Raw genomic sequence first — 21,665 nt, forward strand, 5'->3', positions numbered from 1 at the left:
TCTTCAGTGGCGTTTCAGCGTAAAAAGCCGGCGGCTATCGGCGTCAAAACGCCCTTCCCCGGCTTCATCGACCCGGCCTTGGCCACCTCGATCGAGAAGGTGCCGTCCGGAGAGCGCTGGATTCACGAAATCAAGTTCGACGGCTACCGTGTTCAGGTCCATCTGGCCAACGAGACGGCGAAGATCTTCACCCGGCGCGGCCACGATTGGACGCATCGCTTCAAGAAGGTCGCTCATGACGCCTGGCGGATCAAGGCGAACTCGGCGGTGGTGGACGGCGAGATCGTGGTACCGGCCGCCGACGGCACGACTGACTTCTCGGTCCTGCAGAACGAGCTCAAGGGCAAATCGAAGAGCATCGTGCTCGTCGCGTTCGATCTGCTCTATCTGAACGGCCGAGATATCCGGAAGCTACCGCTCTTTCAGCGCAAAGCCGAACTCAAGAAGATCCTAGGCGGCACCGACATCCAGTTCAGCGAAAGCTTCGAGATAGATGGCCGCGAGATGTTCGCGCACGCCTGCAAGCTCGGCCTCGAAGGCGTCGTTTCGAAGGTCCGGGGCAGCGCCTATCCGGCGGGACGCACGAATGATTGGGTCAAAAAGACCTGCGTACAGCGTGAGACGCTGACGATTGCCGGCTTCGCACTCGATGGGACGAAGTGGGACGGAATCTACGTCGGCCGGCGCAGGGGCGACGATCTGGTCTATGCCGGCAAAGTCGACCACGGCTTCGACAAGGTCTCGGCCGCCGATCTGCAGAAGCGGCTTAAACCCCTCATCCGAAAGACCCAGCCTTATACCAAGCGCATTGGTCACAAGGGCATCTGGATCGAACCCAAGCTTCTGGCCGAGATCGAGTATCGCGCGAAGTCGGCCGAGGGAAAGGTTCGCCACCCGTTTTTTAGGGGGCTTCGGGAGGATCTGTAATGGATGCCTTTGACCGCTTCTGGCAGTGGGCGAACAAGCCCGCGGAAAGTCCGCTGACGATTCCGGCCGAGCTGCATCAAGCGGTCATGGAGCTCGCTCCCGAGGACCGAGCGGAACGCACCACGGTGAACCGAGCCGCAGCGCGCTCACCAGACCCCGAACGATGATCGCTTGACGGCAACCCTTTGCCTTCCCTCGGTGCCGCCGAGCAAGAACTGCCAAGAAACTAACTCCGTGCGCGCCGCAGCGCAGCTTCCAATCGCTCCCTCTCCTTATTCCAGCGATCGTCTTCGGTTTGCGATCTCTTCGCGAGAGCCTCAAACCTCGGCCTGGATGGCGGCAGCCCGCTTCGCGTGCTCCTGCTCCGCCTTGTCCAGCGCAGCCTGCGCCTTGTCGACCGCCTGCTGACGGCGCTCACGTTCTCTCTGCCTGGCGGCCTCCTCCCTCGCCCGTTCACTCTCCTGGCGCCTCTCCTCCCGTTCGTAGGCAAGCGCAGCCTTCCGCTCGGCCGTCTTGTCGACGGGACGTGAGGAAGGCTTCTTCGCAATTTGGCCCTTCGATTTGCGCGGGGCGTTCGTCGTTCTTCTGTCCCCGCCGTGATCGGAGGGCAGTTCAGCTTGCTCGCTGAAGGATCGGTTGGATCCGACCGGGCGCCTGAGAACGACGCCCGGCTTCTTCATGGCCGCAGCGATGACGTCCGGATCGTCGCTTTCCTTCGCCGCGCCTTGGTGGAAGAGATTGCTGTCGGCGCCCCAGGCTTCGAGGGCCGCTTTCATGGAGGAGGAAGGCGGCGATCGCCAGATCGAAGAAGCCCAAAGAAGTCTGGTAGGTTTTGAGTTTTCTCGCCATCGGTCCGGTCCGCCCTCCTCAATCGAGCGTCAACGTCACGCATGCCACGGAGCCTGCGGAACAAGACGCGGCCCCGAAGCGTTCCCTAATCCTTGAAGGACGTCCATGCATTTCGCAACGTGCTCTTAAGGATTGGCCTCGAATGAGCCGGACGTCGACCCTGCCCAAGCGCCTGCAGCCGATGCTCGCAACGCTCACCGACGCGCCGTTCGACGATCCCGGCTGGGTTTTCGAGGACAAGTATGACGGCTTCCGGATGATCGCGGAAATCCGGCGAGGCAAGGTTGCGCTCTACAGCCGAAATGGCAAGATCATCAGCCGCAGCTATATCGAGGTCGCCAAAGCACTTGAGGGCGTGAAGGGCGATGCCGTGATCGACGGGGAGCTCGTCGCGATCGGAAAGGACGGCGTCTCGCATTTCCAGTTGCTTCAAAACGCGCTGCGCCATGAGGCGAAGCTCCTGTATTGCGCCTTCGACCTCATGTTCGCAGACGGTGAGGACCTGCGTGCGCTGCCGCTCCTCGAGCGCAAGAAGCGGCTCAAGGCCATCCTTCCGCGCCACAAGCTCGTCGCGTTCAGCAACCACCGCAAAGGCAAGGGAACGAAGTTCTTCGCAGATGCCGAGCGGAGACATCTCGAAGGCATCATGGCCAAGCGCGCCGATAGCCCGTACACGTCCGGACGCCGGACCGCCGACTGGCTGAAGGTGAAGACCGCGCAGCGGCAAGAGGTCGTGATCGCCGGCTTCACGGCGCCGAGGCGAACCCGGCCTTTCTTCGGCGCTCTCGTCCTCGCGGTACGCGAAGGGGATGCATGGCGGTACATAGGCCACGTTGGCACCGGCTTCAGCCACCAAGTTCTCGAAGAGCTTCACGGCAAGCTCATGAAGCTCAAAACCGCCAAGTCACCGTTCCCTGCCAAGGTGAAGGATGAGCAGGTCACGACCTGGGTGCGTCCTGCGTTGGTCGCAGAAGTGAAGTTCGCGGAGTGGACCAGCAACGGCGAGCTGCGCCAGCCGGTCTATCTCGGGCTGCGGTCCGACAAAAACGCGAAGGACGTCGTACGCGAAAAGAGCTGGCCGCGAAAATAGCGCCGCCGAGACGAAGCGTAGACCTGTTCAGCCGGCGTCGCGCTCAGATGCCGAAGGCCATGGCGGCAAGGGCGGCAACCCGAGAGCCTTACGTACCGGTCCGAACGACCGCCGGTGAGCTGCGCATGCGCCAAGCCTGGCGAGCGCTTCATAATGAGCCGGCACCGGGTAGCCCTTGTGATCCGCGAAGCCATAGCCGGGGTGTCGCACGTCGAGCGTCCGCATGACGGCATCGCGCTCGACTTTCGCGAGGATGGAGGCGGCCGCGATGCTGGCGGACTTGGCGTCGCCTTTGATGATTGCCTGCTGAGGGATGTCGATTTCCTTCAGCCGTTTCGCATCGATCAGCAAGTGTTGCGGCGTCAATCCCAGCCCCCGGACCGCACGCTGCATAGCCTGAATGCCCGCCCAATAGATGTTGATCGCGTCGATCTCCTCGACCTCGACGAACGCCACAGACCAACACTCCGCCTTTTCCATGATCTCCTTCGCGAGTTCTTCGCGAGCCGCGGCGTCGAGTTTTTTCGAGTCGTCGATTCCGACTATCCGCGTGCCCGGTTTCAGGATCACGGCGCCAGCAGAGACCGGCCCGGCGAGAGGGCTCATTCCAGCCTCGTCCACGCCTGCCACGGCGTGATGGCCTGTTTCCCACAGAGAGGTCTCGAAGCGGAGCATCTTGCGGAGGCGCTGCCCTTCCGACCTATTTTCGAAGCGGCGTTTATCGATTGAAGCCAGGATGGCACGCGCTCCGGCGCGGGTGTCGGCCCGCAAGATCTGCTCGACGCCGGCCTCGAGCGGTCTTTTCTCGACGACATAGCGCTGACGCAATACATCGAGTGAGTACTGGGACATTAAGGCCTTCGTGAAGATTGACTGTTGGGGAGCATGTCAGTGAACTTTATGGCGATTGTCTGAAGTAGCTATACCGCCTCACCGACCGCGCAACGCCCTCTCAAAAGGAACCCGGCCAGCTCTCCCGCGCGGGTTCGGCCTTCATTTCCTCGCTACATTGTCGCTCGCCGGCTCGGTAGAAGGACCCGTGCTCAGTCGCCGTCCCGAGTAGATCGGGGCCGGCATGGCCGCAAACAAGGTAACGGCGGTACGCTTGGGACTGGGGAGGCAAATCGACAGTCCGGGACTATCAAACGCTGCTCCCATTTGGCGGATTTTTCTTCCCTCAGTCGCTACCTCAAGAGGCGTTTGCTCTTGCCCGTTCGCGCGCCTCGCGCCGACGTTCACGTCTTTCGCGCCGTCGCTTGGCACGATCGGCGGGCTGCCGCAGCGGAGGAACAGGCGCCGGCGAGGTCGCACTCGTCTCCAGAACTGGAGGCGCCTCGGCCCTTTCCAGGGCCGTTGGCCGCGCTTCCATCAATTCGAGCAACGCCCGTCCTTTGGACGTGATCTTCCATCCTCCGCTGATCCGTTCGACCAATCCTTGTGAGAAGATGTCGAGGTCGGGCACTCTGGCCGCGAGGCGCCTGGTCCGGTCCGCCCAGTCGCGGCCACTCGTCGCCAGGATGGCCATATCCCTCTTGAGGTCCTCCATCACGGCAAAGCCGTCCGGATAGGCTACCAAAATCTTCAGGACGGTGACCTGGAAGTTCACGCCGGCCCCCGCGATCAGCGCCACATTGTCGGCGCATGCGAGAGGGCGTCGCGACCAATCTGTTTGAGACCTTCGGGAGAGATCTCGCCTCTCGTCGCAGCCTCTAGGATTTTCGACGCGACGTGGGTACGTGCCCCGATCTCGCGGTGCGAGACGCTTTCACAGACTTCATCGAGAACCGCGCGCAAAAGCGCGGTGGTTGCCGTGTCGAACATAAGCTGCCCCCTAAAGGGAAAATCTAATCCTAGCGCAGTTTCGCCCGCTTGGGGATTCAAGCATGTTAAACTTTGCGGACGGTGCACTGCACCCATAGCTGCGTCTCGGCCCCCAATGGATCGGCTCGCTGGCCGAAGCCCCCAAAACCGAACTGATTAGGCTGAAAGACTACGCTGCCCAAACACTCTCCCCAGCGCAAATCACGCAACTTGATAAACTTCCGCAGTGGCGCGGCCTGCAGCGCGCAAAGTGTCCCCTCTCATTGCAAATCGCGAGGTCGACGGCTCTATGCGCCGTTGGTTCGGCCTCGCGGCTGTCGCCTTTCTGCCGGTCAGCGCGATAGTCTCACGCGACCTCGTCGAGATGGGATTTACCATCCGCCAGGGCCTGCGCGGATGACGAAGGAGTGACCGTCTGGCGTGACTGGTGCTTCACGATAGTCTAGGCCGACTTTCGCTGCGGCTTTGCAGCCGGCTTCTTGGCCGCGCCCTCCTTCGCCGTTTTTTTGCCGGTGATCGGCATCAGCATTTCCTTCTGCCCAGCCGCTGCCTTGCGCGGCTTCTTGGCCCTCTTCTTCGGAGCCTCTGTCGGGCTCGTCGCGTCCCGTCCGATGCTCTTGCGCAGCGCGTCCATCAAGTCCACGACGTTCTCACCTCGAGGACGCTCTTTCGCTCTAATGGGTTTGCCGGCGCGCTTCTGGTTGATCAGATCGATGAGGGCGGTTTCGTACTGGTCTTCGAACTTGTCCGGCTCAAAATGGCCCGCCTTTTGATTGACGATGTGCTTCGCGAGATCAAGCATGTCCTTGGTAACTTTGACATCCTGAATGTCATCGAAATACTCATCCGCGGAACGGACTTCGTAGGGATAGCGCAGCAGCGTGCCCATCAGCCCCTTATCGAGCGGCTCGAGCGCGATGATATGCTCGCGATTGGTCAGCACCACACGGCCGATTGCGACCTTGTTCATCTCGCGGATGGTTTCCCGAATGACGGCGAAGGCATCGTGCCCGACTTTACCGTCAGGACGCAGGTAGTAGGGGCGAATGAGATAGCGCGGATCGATCTCGCTGCGGTCGACGAACTCGTCGATCTCGATGGTGCGCGTCGATTCCAGCGCGACGTTCTCAAGCTCCTCCTTGGTCACCTCGATGAAGGTATCGGTATCAACCTTGTAGCCCTTGACGATGTCCTCGTTGTCGACCTCCTCGCCGGTGTCGGCGTCGACCTTGGCGTACTTGATCCGATGGCCGGTCTTTCGGTTCAGCTGGTTGAATGAGACCTTTTCGGATTCCGACGTGGCTGGATAGAGCGCGACCGGACAAGTGACGAGGGAGAGACGAAGGAAGCCTTTCCAGTTGGCGCGTGGGGCCATCGCGGGGGAACTCCATTATTGATGCCGGATTCAAGACGAACGGCTTGCCTTGGTTCCGACATCCCGATCCGTCCGACAGGCCGATTTTTCTCCCTGGGCCCTTGGACTGACTCGACTTTTGTTCACTTTATGTCCTAATCGAGGAATGACCGACCGACCCGCAAGCTGGCGCATGACCCCAAAGCAGATGGAAAGACTGGCAGCTGACGCGGCGCGGAGGCCTATTCCCCCCGTCGCGGCTCCAGATGCGCCGCTCCCGGCCGAATACTGGGACTCAGTCCTCAAAGACCCTCGCGCCGGCACGACCGAGGCCCACATGCGGCAGCGACGTCTCTCCGAATTTGAGCGCCACGTACTTCGCGTCTCCTGCCGCCGTTGCCAGCGAATCGTGGAAATCCAGACTGTCGATGCAGTGCGATTGTATGGCGGCAACGCGCTCTGGAAGGACGTCGCGCAGCGGTTGCTCGACAACACCTGCCAGCAGCGCACCGGCAGGCATGAAGAAGACGGGTGCTGGCCAGCATTCGAGACGCCGTAGCCGCTCTGCATTTGCCGATCCGATCTTTGCGCCTGGATGTCCGGATGGCCCCGAAGTATCACCCTACGCCCCTGTCGGGCGGCGATCGCAAGGCTCTGGCAAAAGAGCTCGGCAAGGCGCGCGCTATGGCCAACATCCTGGCTACCCAATCGGCGGAGACGCGGGCCAAGGGCGAGGCGATGATCCAGCAAGCCGATAGGCTGCTTTGCGAAAGCTGGAACGAGCGGATGTGGAGTGACGGCGAACCGATCGATCCGTCGCCGACCATCGATCAAGCCGTGAACGGAGGCTTCCCCTGGCTGGAGATCAGATGCGCGCGCTGCAAGACGCCGAGCGACGTGGACCTCGCGGCGATGAAGCACCCGCCGACCACCTTCGTGCACGATCTCGCCAGCCGGCTGCGCTGCCGCAAATGCGCCAAGGTGGGCCGGCGTCCATCCGCGACTCTGCTACAGTTGACGTGGCAGCCGCGCCACCCTCGAACCGAATCCTGACCGATGTGTAATCTTTATTCGATCACGACCAACCAAGCCGCGATCAGCGCGCTGTTTCGTGTCGTGAACCGCTACGTTGGTAATCTGGCGCCGATGCCGGGAGTTTTTCCCGACTACAAGGCGCCGATCGTGCGTAACGGGGCCGAGGGCCGCGAACTCACCACTGCGCGGTGGGGAATGCCGTCGTCGTCAAAAGCGCTGATGGACGCCACGAAGAAGCGAGTCGAGAAACTGCAGGCCAAGGGCAAGGCAGTGGATTTCAAGGAATTGCTCAGAATGGAGCCGGACAGTGGAACGACCAATATCCGTAACGTGACGAGCAAGCACTGGACTCGCTGGCTCGGCGTCGAAAACCGCTGCGTGGTGCCGTTCAACTCGTTCAGCGAGTTCAACAAGGCCGAGGGCGGCGATATCTGGTTCGCGCTCGATGAGAGCCGTCCCCTCGCCTGCTTCGCCGGCATCTGGACCAACTGGACGTCAGTCCGGAAGGTCAAGGAAGGCGAGACCACCAACGACCTCTTCGCGTTCCTCACGACGGAGCCAAACACCGAGGTCGCCGCCATCCATCCGAAGGCGATGCCCGTGATCCTAACGACGCCGGACGAGGTAGAGGCCTGGATGACGGCTCCTCCGGACGAGGCCCTGAAGCTACAGCGGCCACTTCCCGACAGCAATCTTCGGATCGTCGCCCGCGGCCTCAAAGAAGACCCCCTCGGCTTGGCGTCGTGACTGACGAGGCCGACGACCAAACGGCCGCGACCCCGTCCAATCCTTGGCGAATCAGACGATCGCGCGACACTGACATATCCTGCAATTTTTGGGTCGATAACTTCACTTCAGATCATATAGTTATCCTCCGCATACGAATCACGCTGTTGCACTCTGTCCAAAGGATTACGTCGCCATGGCGCGAGGTCCGAAGCTAGGAAAGGCCACGCTCGACGCACGGTTTACGTTTGCCGACACCGCGTTTTCCAGCGGCGTCGATGGCTGGCATTCTCAACTTCGTTTTGCCACCGGCATCGCCGACGGCGAAGACTATCTCCTCCGTCTGTTTAAGAAGACCGGATCTGCGCTCGACGAAGACCTGAAACGACTCATCACGCACGGTCTCAGGCGTGTCCGGCGCGTCCTGTCGTCACGCCGTGCACGACAGCTGTTGGTTGAGGTTCTTGAAATCGTCGAGGACCAGGATGAGATCGGCATCTTAATGGTCGATCCGGGTAGTCCGATCTCCGGGTCGTTGCACAGGGTTCGAGCGCGAGAAGGCCGGCTGCTTACGACGGCCGGTCGCAAGGTGTTTTGGCGCAATATCCTGCGCGTAGCCGAAGGACTCGCGCTTTGTCATGATGCGGGAATTGTGCATGGCGCTATCAGCGAACATGCGATCTTCTCGCATAGCGATGAGAAGGAGGATTTCCGACTCGGCGGCTACGAGGCGTGCGTGCACATCGCCGACGGCGATATGGGCGGCGCGGGACATCTCCTGCGGCCCTCGGGCACCGTATCGTTCCGGCAGGACTGGAGCGATCTGGGGCAGACGGCGTCCCGTATCCTTGGCCTTACCGAGGACGGCGGTGGACCTTCCCTGCTGCCGATCGAACGGCGCATGCTCAATCGCCTTGCCAATCCACCGCACCATCAGCTTTTCGACGGCAATATTGTCCTGAGCGAGCTGACGGAGATCGTGGCCGATCTTGAGCGGTCAGGATCGAGCGCCGAGGGCGAGCTCGTTCTCTATCCCTCGCCTCAAGTCATCCAAAGCGACCTTCCGGCTCTCACGTCGGGCACGATACAGGCAGATGACCGGGATGCAGTCCTCCGGTTTGTCGAAGACGATCTGAGCGGACCAACGGTACGTACTGTTGCTGTGGATCAGGCCTTTGTGCGTGTCATCACTGATCTTGCTGCCTATGGCGTGAAAGTCGTCGATGATTGTGTTGGCATGATCGAGAATGCCAACAAACGGCGGCCTGATGATCACATCTTCGATGCCGTCGAGGTTTCTCACAGGGTATACCTCGCGCGAACCCGGAAGAGCGCTGAAGAACGGGTGCGCAAGCTTGGTCCCGGTGCCAAGCAGTGGATCGACGCCAGTGGCAATAGCCGCGCGGCTCAACGACCCGACGATATTCCGACCTGGTACGCCCTCATCCTCCTCGAAGCCTTTACATGGTTGCGCGAACAGTTTCGCATCTATCCCGTCGAAGTGCTTCATCCGCCATCGGACGGAGATACCGATTTGGCCTGGATCGCATGCCGCGAGGATGACGAGCGCGACATCCGGCGCAAAATGATGGGACTACGTCCGGCATACGACGCCTTGGGCCACGAGTTGAGGTACGACGATGGCAAGCCGAATTGGACGCTGTCTCGCCTTGATGCGCTCGCCGGCGATCGCGAGAGGCTGCCCGAGCTCAGTTATGAAGGAACGGGCGGCATCGTCGAGGGGCGCCTGACTTACACATTCGCGACCAGTGAAGCGGTCGTGCCAGGACAGACTCTCTATCTTCGTCCTCGACGCGATAGCGGATTCGAGCGCGCTATCCGCCGCCGCCTTCAAAATATCGTGGCGGCCCGGACCAATATTGAACTCTTAAGAGCGATCGACGATCCGGCACAGGTCGCGCTCGACGATGCGCTACGCGATATTGCAGCTCCCGGCAGCACGCCGCCAGACGATATGGATGCATCGAAAAAGTCCGCATGGGACGCGATTGTGGCCGGTAGATCCATCAATGTCGTTATCGGCCCCCCTGGCGTCGGCAAGACCTTCCTGATCTCGCATCTCGTCAAGAGTATTTTGGGAAAGACACGGGACGCCAGGCTGCTGGTCTCGGCCCAAAACCACGAAACCTTGATTCAGATGGAGGACGAACTCAAAAAGACTCTGGCGGGCGGTCCGGAGATCGTGGTTCGTGTCGACCGCACACGACCGACCGACGAAGTAACCTCCCTGCGAACGAGCTCCATTGGTCTGCTCCAGTCGGTCTCAGTGGCAGGCCACGCGGCTGAAGCTGCGATGGTCAATCAACGCCACCAAATCAAACAGGCCCTTCGACCCGTGGATCCGTCGGAAACGGTGGTTGCCGACCGCGTGTTTCGCGATACCGAAAATCTGTTGCTACGATCATCCGATGTGACGCTTGCCACGACGTCGTCCCACATTATCGAAGAAATGATAGCCGACGGCGACCAGTTCGACTGGGTCATCGTGGAGGAGGCTGCCCGCGCCAATGGCGCGGAACTGATCGGCGCACTGTTGCTGGGCAACAGGAGGATCGTGGTTGGAGACCATAACCAGCTGTCTCCATTCGATGCCGCGCAGCGGCAAAAGTTCTACGATGCTGAACGCGCGTCGGAGCTGCTGCGAGGCGCGAAAGAGCAGCTTGAAACCATCTCCGATCTGCCGCCAGAAGTGAACGAGGCGCTCGATACTATCAAGTCGAACGAGCTTCTGCTGAAGGAAGTGCTCGCGACAGCAGCGCGTCTTGAAGAGCCCTTCCGATCAATCGCAGAGCGCGAAGAGCAGCGGGAAAAGGACTCGAGACGGCCGAGTACGATCGTCAACACTCTCCTCGAGCAGAGCCGCATGCACCCCGCCATCGGGGACCTTGTCTCGAATACTTTCTACAACAGAAGGCTCGTTCCCTCCGATCGCGTCAAGCGTCGCGCACTGACTGTTACATCGACCGCGCCTCACCTCGCCGCGCCGATCGTTCTCCTCGATTTTCCGCCGCTCAGTGTGACGAAACGGCGCAATTTCGAAACGAAAGTGAAGCGATCGTACCGCAACGACCTTGAAGCTCAGCTTTTGATAGCAGCTTTGAAAGGCCTGCAGGCCGTCGTTGGCGGCGATGGCCGCCGGCCCACGCTGGTGATCCTTTCGCCGTATCTGGCGCAGGTTAATTGGTTTAAGCACCTGCTTAACCAACGGATCAAGAAAGACAAGACCTTGTTTGGCTTCGCCAGCCCGCGCAGCAACGGAGAGTTTATCTTTACGAGCGACAGCTTCCAGGGCGGCGAGGCCGACGTCGTCGCCGCCAGCCTCACGCGCAACAATGTCATGGTCGGATCGCGCGCGCTCGGCTTCGTTAAGAGCCCGCAACGCATGAACGTGCTGCTCAGCCGCGCCAAGCAAAAGCTTGTTCTTGCCACAAGCCAAGACTTCATTCGCGACGTGGTGGACGGAATAGATCCCGATGGAAACAAAGATGAGCTCGAGTTCCTTCGCAAGATGCTGAAGGAGTTCGCGACGCTGGCCGGAACTGATTACGACCTCATCAGAAAGGACGGCACCACCGGCAAGGTCAAGGGTGCTTCCATCATCACGGTCGATGAGAACGGGAGATTTCCCGCGTGAAAATCTACCTTCCCGCCTGGCACTATCGTGCGCGTGCCATCGTCCAACGCACCTGGGGATGGAGCCCAATTGAGGAAATGATCTTGCTCGCGCTCGATCGCACCCCGGACACGATCGAGGGTGTTGCTGCGTCGCTCGGAATTCCTGTCCAGGTCGCCGGCTCGACCATCGCGCGGCTGATGCAGTTCGGCCTGGTCGAGATTCGGCTGTCACCTGTTCCCCAACTGGCAACAAGCACTGTCGGTCACGACTTCATCAGGTTGGGGGGCGCTTTGCCAGAGCGAACCGAAGATCGCGAGATTCACATCAGTCTTGTGCTGGAGAAGGTCGGGCACTCCGTCTTTCGCAACCGCGACGTCGAAACCGCCCCGCTCCATCGATTGTCCCATGCGGATCACAAGGTTAACTTTCCTGCGGGGCCCGATGAGACCGATGACACGATGGCAGTTCGCGTCACTCAGTTTGTGACGAACATGCTTCGCCCAGGCGAATGGTTGCGCGGCGTGCAAACCGTCAATTCCGTCCTCGAAAGGAAATACCTCGCCATCGAACTCAATGATGTGAAAAACGGTCTGCTCCCCGAGGGAGCCAGTCAGGACCTAATTGGCGCCCTTCGAGCAACGATCAAAACCGGCATCCTTCCTGAAGCCAGCGATCCACAACCGGACCGGTCACCGACCATCGATACGATGATATCCACCGACGACTTGATCATTGGTGGCAACCAGCATCTGGAGACCTTCGAGCGCATCGTCGGCCAGGCCGAGGAAGACGTCTTTGTACTTTCGACCTTCATCACGCCGCACGAAGGAAAATACACGGAGCGCCACGAACGTGTCCGCATCGCGCTCGAGCGGGCATGTCGACGTGGCGTGCGTTGCCATTTGTTCTATGGCACCGTGCTTGACGCCGAGAGAAAAAATGCAATCGCAATGCAAGAGCTGAACGTCCGGCTCTCCTCGGCGCGCCACGCGCGTGGTTTTGTGCTTGCACACCGCGACTCGGTTCGAAGCCACGTGAAATGTCTCGCCGCAGATGACGGTCATGGAGGCGCTGTCGTCTTGCTCGGCTCCTCCAATTGGCTGTCGTCGCCTTTTTCGGCCGTGGAGCTTTCTGTCGAGCTCACCGAAAATCGGGCTGCAGCGGCCGGCCTGGATCTTCTGCGTTCGATCATCTCGCCTCTTTCGAGCGCAAGTCGTTCGATCGAAACGCTTCAGTTCATGGCATCGGATTTGAGGCGCGCCAGAAGCCCCTTATCACCCACCACCGACACCGGTCACCGTGTACCGGTTCGGATGACTTTCCTGCAGGCTGACGATCACGAGCGATTGCTCCGGCAGGTGGCGCACGAGGCCGATGAACGTTTCGTTTGCTGCAGCAACAAGGTCGGCGCGCCCATGGTGCCTGGGCTCTTCAACCCGGCCGAAATCGCGGGCCGGCGCCTAGACGACGTCCGTGTCTATTTTTCGCGCCCGTCTGGACCCATCAAGCGGCGGCATGTCAGGGCCCACCGCGATCGACTAAACGGCGTCGTCGATTTGATTGCCGTGGAGGATCCGCAAGTCCACGCGAAATTCCTGCTCTGGGGCAATGATGATGTCGTCGTGAGCACGATGAATTGGGGCTCTCAGACCGGTTCGCCCGACAATCCTCTCGACGAGATTGGCCTGCATCTGGAAGGGGAAGGCCTGGCTACTTCCCTCTTGGCGAAATTCGAGGGACAGCTCGGGGACTGATCGACCCATACGACGGGTTATATCAACTTTGTACGCGCAATGATCTGTATCTGGTGCCGAAACAAATTTGAACGCCTTTCGACTGAGCACGGCATCCCTGAGGCTCTCGGCTGCCCGGAAGACTTGGTCTTGCGCGACGTGATGTGCGTAAACTGCAACAACGCTTTGGGGACGCTGGATCAGGCCCTATTAAAGCAGTTCGAGGTGGTGACTGTCGTCTATGGTGTGCCCCGAAAGGGCGGGCGTAGACCTACAATTGACAGCTGGCGCGCCATCAGCAGCAAACACTCGGCGACTGGACAGATATTTTTCTCAACGCTGGGCCTCAAACTGTGGAAGCAGAGGGAAAGCGCCTGCGCCAGCGGCCAAGTCCAACGGTATTTTTGACACGTGGATAGAGCCGGAGGCCGGCCGGCTCGGATTCAGCCAGCAGTTCGGGAATGACCCTCGTTTTGTGCGTGCGCTTTACAAGATCGGGCTCAACCTTATCGCAAGGCACTATGGCGTAGCCGAAGCAGCTGACACACGATACGAACATATTCGTGTGTTTGTATGGGGCCGACCTGACGCGCCAGCACCGCGTGCGGCGAGGGACACAACTCAAACCTTGGGACCTGTTACGAGTGCGTCCACTCCGATCGCAAAAGACGGACGTGATTTTCCGGTGTTTAGCGTAACGATCCTTGGTCTGATGTTCTTGATCGACATGTCACCGCAGCAGCCGGGCCTTCGTGATTTGGAAGCCGCGGCGGCTCTCCGTAATGAACCGCTCGTTTTTCTGCCGCCAAGACGGCCGTTATCAAGTTGCTGAACTTCCAGGCTGGCTGCAGCCGTTTTCACTCGCCCTAACCGTATTGGGCGCCTTGAAGGATTATGGCAAATCTCGAAGCTGGCAATGCGATGGCGCGCAATCCAGCGAAACTTCTTGAGCTCGATGCAGTGCATACCGACACTACCGCTTGCCGTAACGACGCCTCAAGAGCGCCAAACATTGCCGCATCGTTTGCTCGTCCTTTGTGTGGACGGTCGGAGAGACTAGGCCGGGCAGCTCGGGATCGCCGGCTGTCATGTAGAGGCGAAGCATATCGGGCCGCGGAAGCAGCTTGGATGCTTCTCGCTCCAGCTCATCCACCCATTTCGCTTTCTTGATCAACTCTGCTTGAAAGCTGCGCAGCAGACGGGTTGCAATTTCGAGATACCCTCCAGATCGTGCAGCGGCTTCGCGCGGCGACATCCCGTCGAGGTTCGAGTGTGGTGCCTCTAGCCAATTCGAATGGGCATCGCCGATCCACGATATTGAAAGAGCCGTGATTGTCTCCAGCCGCTCCAAACGCTGCAGTCGCTCTGCTTCCTCCTCTTGGGCCTTGCGCTGGGCGGCCCGGCTGTCGTGGATCGAGCGCATCGTCTTAAGCACGCCGCGAACCGGCAGCCCAAGATCGTGGGCCTCCTGCTCAGATTCATCTTTGAGAACTGCAAGCGTGGTCGCGAGAGCTCCTTTCAACGCCTGCCAAGCAGCATCGCCCTTGATAGCGATTTGCTTCAGGGATTGCTGGCCATCCGGCGCGTGCTCCATCCAGGATGCGACTTCGAAGCCCTGTCGCTCAACATCGGATCCAAGGAGGGCTATGCTTTCGCCGAGACCTTTCAGAGATGCTAGCCGAGCCGCCAGCTGTGCAGCCTCTCGATCGGCACGATCTTGCTCAATACGGCGCTGATGCAATTCGGCGGATCGCCGCTGCGTCTGCTTCCATGCCCAGCCCGTATCTTCGACTACTCCCTTGACAGCAAGATATCGCAGGAACTTGACCACGGCCCGTTCGGCACCGCCCTTAGGAAGGTTAGCGTCCACCAGAAGCGAGTCCTCGTTCTGGCTGCGGCTAGCGAACTCTTCCGTGATCCAACCGCGCGTACGGAATTCTCCGATCACGGAGAACGGGGTGACGCCACCGAAACGCGGCACCATGTCACAAAGGATGCCAGCCTGCCATACCTTGGGATGAACCGTGAAATATCCCTCTCCCACGGACGGTCCGTCGAGTAGCTCGGCATCTCCCGCCGCAGCAACAGCTCGTACTTGGGGCGAGTGCTGCCAGGCATAGCCTAATGCCTTTCGTCGGGCGGAAGCGTAGGCTGCTTTGACCTTCTCGATCTGGTTTCGACGCCTCTCTTCCGCCGCAGCTGCTTCCTGTCCAGCTATTCGCTCCAGTTCATTTCTAACGTGAGCGGCCCTGCGATTGTAGATCCATTCGCGCGGAGCCGATGTTAGAATTGCCTCGTCGAGGCCAGCTATCGTCGTGTCTCGGGACAGCGCGGACAGATCAATTTCGACTGCCGAGATGCCCGCAGCCGCGATCTTCGTTCGCTTCTCCGGGCCACAGCGATGCGTCACATAGACCTCGACCTGCATTCGATCATCGCCTTTTCGCAGGATTACGTCCGGAATGGTTTCGCCGTCCATGGTCTCCAGCATAGCTGAGTCAAAGACGAAAGTCTTTGCTTGACGAATTGTCCTGGTGCGCGCGCCGTACGTGGCCTGCACGGGAGGAAGGACGAGGCTTTTGCGGCTATTGAGCAGTTGCTCAGCATAGTGGTGAAGCGCCGTCATATTGCCGTGCTTGCAGCTAGGGGCGATACCTGCAGCCCGCTCCGCCGCCGTGAGTGGCGCATGCGCGAAGTGATGGGCGATGTCACCGTCAGGCTTTCGCGCGACGAGCTTTCGACCGCAATTTTTGGCCGGACACTGACACCCACATGACGAGCCACGCGATGCCTGCGAAATGTGAATGATCTCCCCGTCCCACCGCTTGCCAAAGGCAAGCCTCACGCCGTCGCGGGCGAAGAAGGCGTGGCCAATTTTGGACAATGCAGCCAACGGATCCATGGCGTCGCCATTAATTGCAGCGAGTTGCTTTTTCTCGACTTATCGTTCAGTGGCTTCGTCGCTGGCGAGAAAGTCGCGAAGCTGAACCAGCTTCTGCAAGAGCTCGTCGAACGCGTAAATCTGAACGTCCTTCATGCTACGGCGGAATAATTCCAAACACTTCTGCTCGGCTTTTCCTTCCGGGGTTTTCCCCGCAACAACCACGCAATCAACGGAGTAAGATACTATGTTGGCGATCTCACTTGCATCCTTGATCTGCGCGATATTCTTTTGGAATTGATAGCGTTGGTCGAGAACTTGGGCAACCGAACCCACAAGATCGCCCGAAGCTGGATAGACGCCGCCGCGAAATTCCCTTCCGAGCAGCTGAGTGTGCGGTGTCTTGATTTCGACCAACGCCACATTGTTGGTTCCTTCATTCTTGACGAGAAAGTCGGCGATCTTTCCGCCTCGTCCAGTCAAAGCCGCCCCTCCCACATGAGCCTGTCCAAGCACCTCCACGATCGGATAGCCAAACAGCAACGACAATATGAACGGGTTCGAAGCAAATAGCTTCTGCCAAGCGCTCTCGGGCAGCTTCTTGTCGATCATTTCCCGAAACCGCTCGATTAGAACATCGAGGCTAACGAGCTCGATATCGCGTTGAAGTCCATACAACACATCGGGCGTTTCGGTCGCGATCGTCGGAGCGCTCGAGCGAATTGCAGCGACCATGCCGACCCGATCGCGTTTTGAGAGCTCGGACTTAGAGTAATCGCGACCAACCAGCAAATTGGAGATTGTGTCTTTCTTGAGCGCTCGCCGCTTTTCCGGGAATCGCTCAGGGTCCAGCGTTGTCAACAGGGCATTATGGGATTTGATCGCCCTGTCTATTCGTCCCTCGCGTTGATACCCTCGTGTGATACGCGCCAACGATAAGCGCAGTGTTTCGAATTCGCGGTAAGCGAGATGAAAACACGCGCCGTCGAGGCGGGTCACCCCTCGCTTTGTGATGATTAGGCTTGTGACGTCGTCGAGCTCCTCGATACTGTCAACGATTGAACTATATTCTTTTGGAAATCCAAGGCCAGCTTCGATATTCTTGATCAAGCCGGTAGGAAGTTGGAAGAGCACATCGTGTATGGCGTGTTCATCCTCGGGTAGCTCGAAATCAAAACCTTCCAGGACGATCTCTTCAAGCTGGCCGTACTTCGCTTCAAAATATCGCTCGGACGGATATGTGATAATGGGTCGAATGATAATTGTCGACTTAGTGGCATCGAACCAAATGACATCCTTGCTGGGCAGCGGGTTCGGGACCGGCTCATCCGGCTTGAGAGATTGGTAAATGCCAGGATCGGCTTCGCAATGGACTGCGATGCATCCTGGATGAATCTCTCTTAGACTCAGTTTCACGACATCCCCCAATTTGTCCGCCGCCTGGCAGTCCCAGGGTTTCAGCCCGCTCGTCGAGCGACGGCAATCCGAAGCTGTTACTTCTGCGATCCCGCTGTGTTCCGAAGACGGTGCTTGGCGTCGGGCGCTCGAGCTGATTCGCTAAGTTTCGTCCAATCGTCCGGCGGGTTGCCGCGCTTCAGCATCTTCCGGAACACGGCGTAGGCATCATTGGCGCTCTCGTAGGCGCGCAGCGTCGAGTCATCATTGACCCAAGCCAGCACAATGACCTTGGCGTCAGCGGATCGCTGGTAGCGAAAAAATAGTCGATACTGCTGCAGAAATTTCGCACGGAACCAGTGCTTATGTTCATCGCCCAGCGTGGCGCCCTGACGATAGATGTCCCGGGTTGGATCGCCGGGAATATCCTCGAATGCGACCTTCAGCACCGCCGCAAGGAGCTTTGCGGCGCGCTTCTTCTTATAGTCCTTTGGATCCTTTTTGCGCGCTCGCTCGACTTTTTCGATCATCGCCTCGAGTTGATCGAGGAAAAGCGGGTGCGCATAGATTTTCCAACCATTGATTTCGACGGTGTCGTCGCTCACCCTTCGTCATCCGGGAGCGTTGCGTCGAGATCGACCTTGACACCCTTGACCAAGCCCTTTCCTCGCGCAACCAGCGACTTCGGCACCGATCGAATTCGCGCTGGCTCATGAGCCATGTCACGTGCCAAGAATTCGAGGAACGTGCCTATCACAGGGTCGGCTTCGGCTTCACGCCTCTGCTTCTTCGCGATGACGACAGTGCCGTCAGCGAGGCCACGGAACACGACCTGGTCACGCTTGCCGAGAGCCAGCATCTTACGGATAGCGGCCGGCACAGTCGTCTGGCCGCGCTCGGTGATGGTGGCGGGGATTTCGAGGATTTCAGCCGTCTTGGCCATGACCCGCTCCTTGCATCTCAATATCATCCGATGTAATGCATTTGCATTGTAAGTCAAGTTCATCTCGGCTGGTGTGGCTGGCCGACGGCGGCGGAATTCTGCCCGTTCGGTGCGTATTCCCCTGACGAACGAGCAGAAAGAACGCCCAATGGCGCTGATCCGTGTGCTTGAGATTGAGAATTTTCGAGCGGTGAAGACGCTTCGCTGGGTACCTGGTCCTGGGATAAATTGCCTGATCGGACCAGGCGACAGCGGCAAGTCGACGATTCTTGATGCCATCGATCTTTGCCTCGGCGCGCGCCGATCGCTTTCCTTCACTGACGCCGATTTCCACGCTCTTGATTTCGGCCGCGCGATCCGCATTGCGGTGACACTTGGCGCTCTCGATGACCCCCTGAAGAACATGGACGCGTATGGCGACTTCCTCGTGGGCTTCGATGCAGCCACCGGGTTGGTGGAACCGGAACCCGGTGCCGGGCTCGAAACCGCCCTGACCCTCCAGCTCACAGTTCAGGACGACCTCGAGCCGGAATGGACGCTTGTCTCGCCGCGTGCCCAGGCTTCAGGTCGGGTCCGCAATCTTAACTGGGCCGATCGCACGCATATAGCTCCAGCCAGACTCGGCGTCACGGGGGGCATGCATCTGACGTGGCGGAGAGGGTCTGTGCTGACCAAGCTGACAGACGGCAAGGCGGACGCATCAAAGGAGCTGACACGGGCAGCTCGTGAGATGCGCGACGCCTTTGACCAAAAGGAACTCGAAGAGCTCGCGGAGCCTCTCAAACTCGTCACGGCAGCGGCAGGCGATATGGGCGTCCCCGTCGGAAAGGCCGTGCAGGCGTTGATCGATGCCGGTTCGGTCACTTTCACAGGCGGCACCATCTCGCTTCATGATGAAGGGGGTGTGCCGCTACGGGCTCTCGGGCTTGGTTCGTCGCGGCTGCTGATCGCCGCCCTGCAGCGGAAGGCGGCCGAGATGGCGACGACGTTTCTGATCGACGAACTGGAATATGGGCTCGAGCCGCACCGAATCATTCGCCTGCTCGGCGCGCTGGGCGCAAAGGAAGACTTGCCCCCGCTACAGGTTTTTGCCACAAGCCACTCGCCGATTGCCGTGACCGAGCTCAACGCCCACCAGCTTCATATCGTCCGCAGGAATGGCGGGCAGCATACCGTCCGCTGTGCCAGCGACGCCGGGAACGTACAGGGCACGATCCGCGCCCACGCCCATGCGCTGCTCGCCTCCTCGATTGTGGTGTGCGAGGGCGGAAGCGAAATCGGCTTGATGCGCGGTCTGGATCAGCACTTCACTGCTGCCGGCGAAAAATCGCATGCAGCTTGTGGTGCAACTTTGGTGAACGGCAACGGCGATGAAACCTTCAGCCGCGCCATCGCTCTGCAGTCTCTGGGCTACCGAACAGCGATCCTGCGAGACAGCGACAAACCCGCCCCACCGGGTGCCGAAGCTGCCTTTGTTGCTGGCGGCGGCAAGGTGTTCGCATGGGGCGGCGGTCGTGCCCTCGAACAGGAACTGTTCGCCGCACTCCCGAACGGGCCCGCGAGCCAACTCCTGAATCTCGCCATTGAGGTGAAAGACCGCGCGTTGATTGAAGCGCATGTCAAAACAATTTCCAGCGGCACAAGGACGCTCCACGATCTGGAAACCGAGGCGCTCTTTGGCAGCCTCAGCCCCGCCAGCCGTGCCCTTCTCGGGGACGCGGCGGCGCGCTTCGGTTGGCTAAAGACCATCACCACGATGGAAACGGCGGGGCAGCGTATTGTCGGTCCCGCCTACGATGAGGCCGATGCCAGCCTTACTAACGTCATGGATGGCGTTCTCGACTGGGTCGCAGATGACGGCCGCTGAAATCGACCTGCGCACGATAGGCCGTGGGCTGGTGATAGCCCCGGCCGGCTGCGGCAAGACCCAGCTCATCAGCGATGCTCTGGCAAGGCATGACGGGCCAAAGCCAATCTTGGTGCTGACACACACCAATGCGGGGGTCGCAGCGCTCCGCGGCCGCCTCGATAGAGCAGGTGTAAAGCCAAGCTCCTACCGGGCTGCAACGCTCGACGGCTTCGCGATCCGGCTCATTTCGACGTTTCCTCAGCGAGCCGGGCACGATCCGCGAATCGTAACAGCCGCCCGGCCGAATTATGAAGCCATTCGTGACGCGGCAGCGCGGCTTGTTGCTGCCGGGCATCTTTATGACATTCTCGCGGCCAGTTTCGCGCAACTATTTGTAGATGAGTACCAGGACTGCTCGATCCGCCAGCACGCCCTTGTAACCTGGTTGGCTCAAAGTCTGCCCACAGCCATCGTTGGAGATCCGTTCCAGGCCATCTTTGGATTCGGCGCTGATCCGCTGGCAGATTGGCAGAAGGACGTACTCTCGTTCTTTCCGAAAGTGCGAGAACTTGCCACGCCGTGGAGGTGGAACAACGCAGGCGCGCACGATCTGGGTCAATGGTTGCTATCGATACGACCCGACCTTGCGGCAGGCAAACCAATCGATCTTCGGAACGCACCCGGCAGCGTGCAGTGGGTTCAGCTCGATGGCCGCCAGGACGATGCCCTGCGGCAGGCTGCGGCCGCGGTCGCCGCGCCAGGCGACACGAAGGTTTTGATCATCGGCGACAGCACGGACCCTCGGGGACAGCAACGTTTCGCCCGCCAAGTCGAAGGAGCCGTGACGGTCGAGGCTGTGGACCTGCGCGACCTTACGGATTTTGGGAGTGCCCTCGACCTTGCGAGACCCGAAGCGCTCTCCACCGTGGCCCATTTTGCGGAGAGCTTGATGAGCGCCTTTTCCGCAGACGACCTAGTACGGTCGGTTGCGGCAGCCCGTACCGGGAATCTGGGACGACCTCTGTCCGGTATCGAGCAAGCGGGCATGAGTTTTGAAGCGTCGCGGTCGCTTGCAGATGTCGCAGATCTCCTTTCCGCCATCAATCGCGCCGGTGGAGTTCGATGTTACCGTCCTGCAGTGCTGGCGGCCGCACAGCGGGCTCTGCAACTTGCAACCTCTCCCGACGGGCCATCGTTTCGAGAGGCGACGGTGACGATCCGAGAATACTCTCGGCTCATCGGCCGGCCGCTCGCCAAGCGTTCCGTCGGAAGTACCTTGCTACTCAAAGGTCTCGAAGCCGACATCTCGGTCATTCTCAATGGGAGCGCTCTCAACGCGCGCAATCTCTACGTCGCAATGAGCCGTGGCTCGCGCCGAGTCGTGGTTTGCTCTCCATCGCCAATTCTCAATCCGCCCTGGTAAGC

Annotated in this window: 18 protein-coding genes and 1 pseudogene; 10 read left to right on the plus strand and 9 right to left on the minus strand. The window is 59.8% G+C overall.

Annotated features, from left to right (window positions below; all coding sequences use genetic code 11):
- Positions 1 to 6 precede the first annotated feature (6 nt).
- Together ligD (I6F28_RS17825) and I6F28_RS17830 are read left to right on the plus strand one after the other, a co-directional pair.
- A complete protein-coding gene (ligD, locus tag I6F28_RS17825) occupies positions 7 to 927 on the plus strand; it encodes a non-homologous end-joining DNA ligase (RefSeq protein ID WP_225128793.1) in 921 nt (306 codons plus the stop codon).
- A complete protein-coding gene (locus I6F28_RS17830) occupies positions 927 to 1,094 on the plus strand; it encodes a hypothetical protein (protein ID WP_225128652.1) in 168 nt (55 codons plus the stop codon). Before ligD (I6F28_RS17825) ends, I6F28_RS17830 begins: the two co-directional genes overlap by 1 nt.
- 59 nt (positions 1,095 to 1,153) lie before the next feature.
- On the opposite strand, the pseudogene I6F28_RS17835 reads toward I6F28_RS17830, so the two are convergent.
- Positions 1,154 to 1,776, minus strand: a pseudogene (locus I6F28_RS17835) (cell envelope biogenesis protein TolA).
- 142 nt (positions 1,777 to 1,918) lie between these two features.
- On the opposite strand from I6F28_RS17835, the gene ligD (I6F28_RS17840) reads away from it, so the two are divergent.
- Positions 1,919 to 2,866: a non-homologous end-joining DNA ligase gene (gene ligD, locus I6F28_RS17840; protein ID WP_225128795.1), complete on the plus strand. Its 948-nt coding sequence runs from the start codon at positions 1,919 to 1,921 to the stop codon at positions 2,864 to 2,866.
- A gap of 27 nt (positions 2,867 to 2,893) precedes the next feature.
- Here the strand turns inward: ligD (I6F28_RS17840) and rnhB are convergent, their stop codons facing one another.
- The 4 genes from rnhB to ku form a co-directional block, all read right to left on the minus strand.
- The gene (rnhB, locus tag I6F28_RS17845; protein WP_225128654.1) at positions 2,894 to 3,718 is read right to left on the minus strand and encodes a ribonuclease HII; all 825 of its coding nucleotides are present in this window, start codon (positions 3,716 to 3,718) and stop codon (positions 2,894 to 2,896) included.
- Between the two features lie 337 nt (positions 3,719 to 4,055).
- Positions 4,056 to 4,472 (minus strand): hypothetical protein, encoded by a 417-nt coding sequence (locus I6F28_RS17850; RefSeq protein ID WP_225128655.1) that lies wholly within the window; start codon positions 4,470 to 4,472, stop codon positions 4,056 to 4,058.
- Positions 4,473 to 4,486: 14 nt separating this feature from the next.
- Entirely contained in the window at positions 4,487 to 4,687 is a 201-nt protein-coding gene (locus tag I6F28_RS17855; protein WP_092220504.1) for a hypothetical protein, read from the minus strand.
- Between the two features lie 442 nt (positions 4,688 to 5,129).
- The gene (gene ku, locus I6F28_RS17860) at positions 5,130 to 6,062 is read right to left on the minus strand and encodes a non-homologous end joining protein Ku (protein ID WP_225128656.1); all 933 of its coding nucleotides are present in this window, start codon (positions 6,060 to 6,062) and stop codon (positions 5,130 to 5,132) included.
- A 145-nt stretch (positions 6,063 to 6,207) separates the two neighbouring features.
- Here ku and I6F28_RS17865 point away from each other — a divergent pair, with 145 nt between their 5' ends.
- From I6F28_RS17865 to I6F28_RS17885, 5 genes are all read left to right on the plus strand, one after another.
- Positions 6,208 to 6,600, plus strand: a complete 393-nt coding sequence (locus tag I6F28_RS17865) for a hypothetical protein (protein ID WP_225128657.1) — start codon at positions 6,208 to 6,210, stop codon at positions 6,598 to 6,600.
- 44 nt (positions 6,601 to 6,644) lie between these two features.
- Positions 6,645 to 7,094, plus strand: coding sequence for a hypothetical protein (locus I6F28_RS17870; RefSeq protein ID WP_225128797.1), 450 nt, complete (start codon positions 6,645 to 6,647; stop codon positions 7,092 to 7,094).
- A gap of 3 nt (positions 7,095 to 7,097) precedes the next feature.
- Positions 7,098 to 7,823: an SOS response-associated peptidase gene (locus tag I6F28_RS17875; RefSeq protein ID WP_225128658.1), complete on the plus strand. Its 726-nt coding sequence runs from the start codon at positions 7,098 to 7,100 to the stop codon at positions 7,821 to 7,823.
- 175 nt (positions 7,824 to 7,998) lie between these two features.
- Positions 7,999 to 11,457 (plus strand): DEAD/DEAH box helicase, encoded by a 3,459-nt coding sequence (locus I6F28_RS17880; RefSeq protein WP_225128659.1) that lies wholly within the window; start codon positions 7,999 to 8,001, stop codon positions 11,455 to 11,457.
- Positions 11,454 to 13,193: a phospholipase D-like domain-containing protein gene (locus I6F28_RS17885; protein WP_225128660.1), complete on the plus strand. Its 1,740-nt coding sequence runs from the start codon at positions 11,454 to 11,456 to the stop codon at positions 13,191 to 13,193. The genes I6F28_RS17880 and I6F28_RS17885 overlap by 4 nt, the downstream gene beginning before the upstream one ends.
- A gap of 952 nt (positions 13,194 to 14,145) precedes the next feature.
- Here the strand turns inward: I6F28_RS17885 and I6F28_RS17895 are convergent.
- The 4 genes from I6F28_RS17895 to I6F28_RS17910 form a co-directional block, all read right to left on the minus strand.
- Entirely contained in the window at positions 14,146 to 16,074 is a 1,929-nt protein-coding gene (locus I6F28_RS17895; protein WP_225128662.1) for a hypothetical protein, read from the minus strand.
- 39 nt (positions 16,075 to 16,113) lie between these two features.
- The gene (locus I6F28_RS17900; RefSeq protein ID WP_225128663.1) at positions 16,114 to 17,469 is read right to left on the minus strand and encodes a Shedu immune nuclease family protein; all 1,356 of its coding nucleotides are present in this window, start codon (positions 17,467 to 17,469) and stop codon (positions 16,114 to 16,116) included.
- Between the two features lie 77 nt (positions 17,470 to 17,546).
- Positions 17,547 to 18,053, minus strand: coding sequence for a type II toxin-antitoxin system YhaV family toxin (locus I6F28_RS17905; protein ID WP_225128664.1), 507 nt, complete (start codon positions 18,051 to 18,053; stop codon positions 17,547 to 17,549).
- Positions 18,050 to 18,391, minus strand: coding sequence for a type II toxin-antitoxin system PrlF family antitoxin (locus tag I6F28_RS17910; RefSeq protein WP_225128665.1), 342 nt, complete (start codon positions 18,389 to 18,391; stop codon positions 18,050 to 18,052). Before I6F28_RS17910 ends, I6F28_RS17905 begins: the two co-directional genes overlap by 4 nt.
- 148 nt (positions 18,392 to 18,539) lie before the next feature.
- Between I6F28_RS17910 and I6F28_RS17915 the strand changes: the two genes are divergently transcribed.
- Both I6F28_RS17915 and I6F28_RS17920 read left to right on the plus strand, forming a co-directional pair.
- Positions 18,540 to 20,258, plus strand: a complete 1,719-nt coding sequence (locus I6F28_RS17915) for an ATP-dependent nuclease (RefSeq protein ID WP_225128667.1) — start codon at positions 18,540 to 18,542, stop codon at positions 20,256 to 20,258.
- Complete coding sequence (locus tag I6F28_RS17920; protein WP_225128669.1) at positions 20,245 to 21,663, plus strand: UvrD-helicase domain-containing protein; 1,419 nt, start codon at positions 20,245 to 20,247, stop codon at positions 21,661 to 21,663. Before I6F28_RS17915 ends, I6F28_RS17920 begins: the two co-directional genes overlap by 14 nt.
- The last annotated feature ends 2 nt before the right edge of the window (positions 21,664 to 21,665 follow it).

It is taken from the genome of Bradyrhizobium sp. NBAIM14 (assembly GCF_020193895.1).
Lineage (GTDB): Bacteria > Pseudomonadota > Alphaproteobacteria > Rhizobiales > Xanthobacteraceae > Bradyrhizobium > Bradyrhizobium yuanmingense.